Origin of the sequence: Streptomyces sp. NPDC004658 (genome assembly GCF_040609555.1) — a bacterium.
GTDB lineage: Bacteria > Actinomycetota > Actinomycetes > Streptomycetales > Streptomycetaceae > Streptomyces.
Genome location: NZ_JBEXKG010000457.1, coordinates 1 through 1,021 on the forward strand (window position 1 = coordinate 1; position 1,021 = coordinate 1,021).

The window sequence follows — 1,021 nt, forward strand, 5'->3', positions numbered from 1 at the left end:
GGGAGGGCCGGCGTCCGGTACCAGTGGATCCGCACGTGGATCCGCAGGGTCCACTGCGCGCCGGGGTCACTCCACGGAGTGAATTCGGTATCGGTTCGCTTACAGACGGCAACTTCCCTGTCGTTGCCGCAGTCAGTTGGGGCAGAGACAGTTTCAGACAGACCGGCCATGCCACGGAGCATTCCAGGGGAGCGCATATGCACATCAGGGGCGACCACGCCGAGCTGGTCGTCGGGGGCCGCCTCGACGTCCGAAGCGCGGCGGACGCCCGTACGGTCCTGCACTCGGCCCTCGACGACGGAGTCGGCGACCTGGTGCTCGACCTGACCGAGCTGGATTCGTGGGACGCGACGGGACTGGGCGTCATCATGGGAGCGCACCGCCGGGCCGGGCGTGCCGGGCGGCGGCTGGTGCTCCGGGGCGTACCGCCGCAGATGCAACGGTTGCTCGTGGCCACCAGACTGCACCGCATTCTGGCCATCGAGGGCGGAATCGCCGCGGAATCCCTGCCGCGCGTCTGACGACACCTTCCCTCCGGGGGCGCGGTCGGAACCACACAATCCTCACGAGACCGTGATCTGTGGGACGGCGTCGCACCCCGGATGTTCGTAGATACTGTGCGAAGGTTTAGGGTTCGGCCGTCTGCCGATTGACGGACCCACCTGGCGGACACCGGACCGGAAGCGACAGCTGGGCGTGCGAGGCCGGGAGGGACAACCGTGCTCGACGCGTCTTGGGGGCTTTGGCGATGGACCCGACACACCGGGGGCCGGAAGAGTTCGGCCATGACAGCAGCGACTTCACCGAGGAATCAGGCCGGCGCCGTCCCTCCCGTGATCCGCTGACGCCTGATTTCGGTCAGCAAACACCGCAACAGGCCCGCATCGTCCCGCTCATATCCGGCGACCTCCTGCTCACCGTCAACCCGGTCGACGGCAGCGAGGTCGAACCCTGCCCGCCCGGTGAGCAGCCGGCCGCGCCCGTCCGCCGCACCCCGGCGGAGCGGGCCGACCGTGAGCGG

The 1,021-nt window shown here is 69.0% G+C and carries 1 protein-coding gene and 1 pseudogene; both read left to right on the forward strand.

Features of this window, described 5'->3' with window-relative positions:
- Positions 1-197: 197 nt before the first annotated feature.
- Complete coding sequence (locus ABZV94_RS42135) at positions 198-521, forward strand: STAS domain-containing protein (protein ID WP_018102617.1); 324 nt, start codon at positions 198-200, stop codon at positions 519-521.
- Between the two features lie 227 nt (positions 522-748).
- A pseudogene (locus ABZV94_RS42140) lies at positions 749-1,021 on the forward strand (ATP-binding protein); the annotation flags it as partial.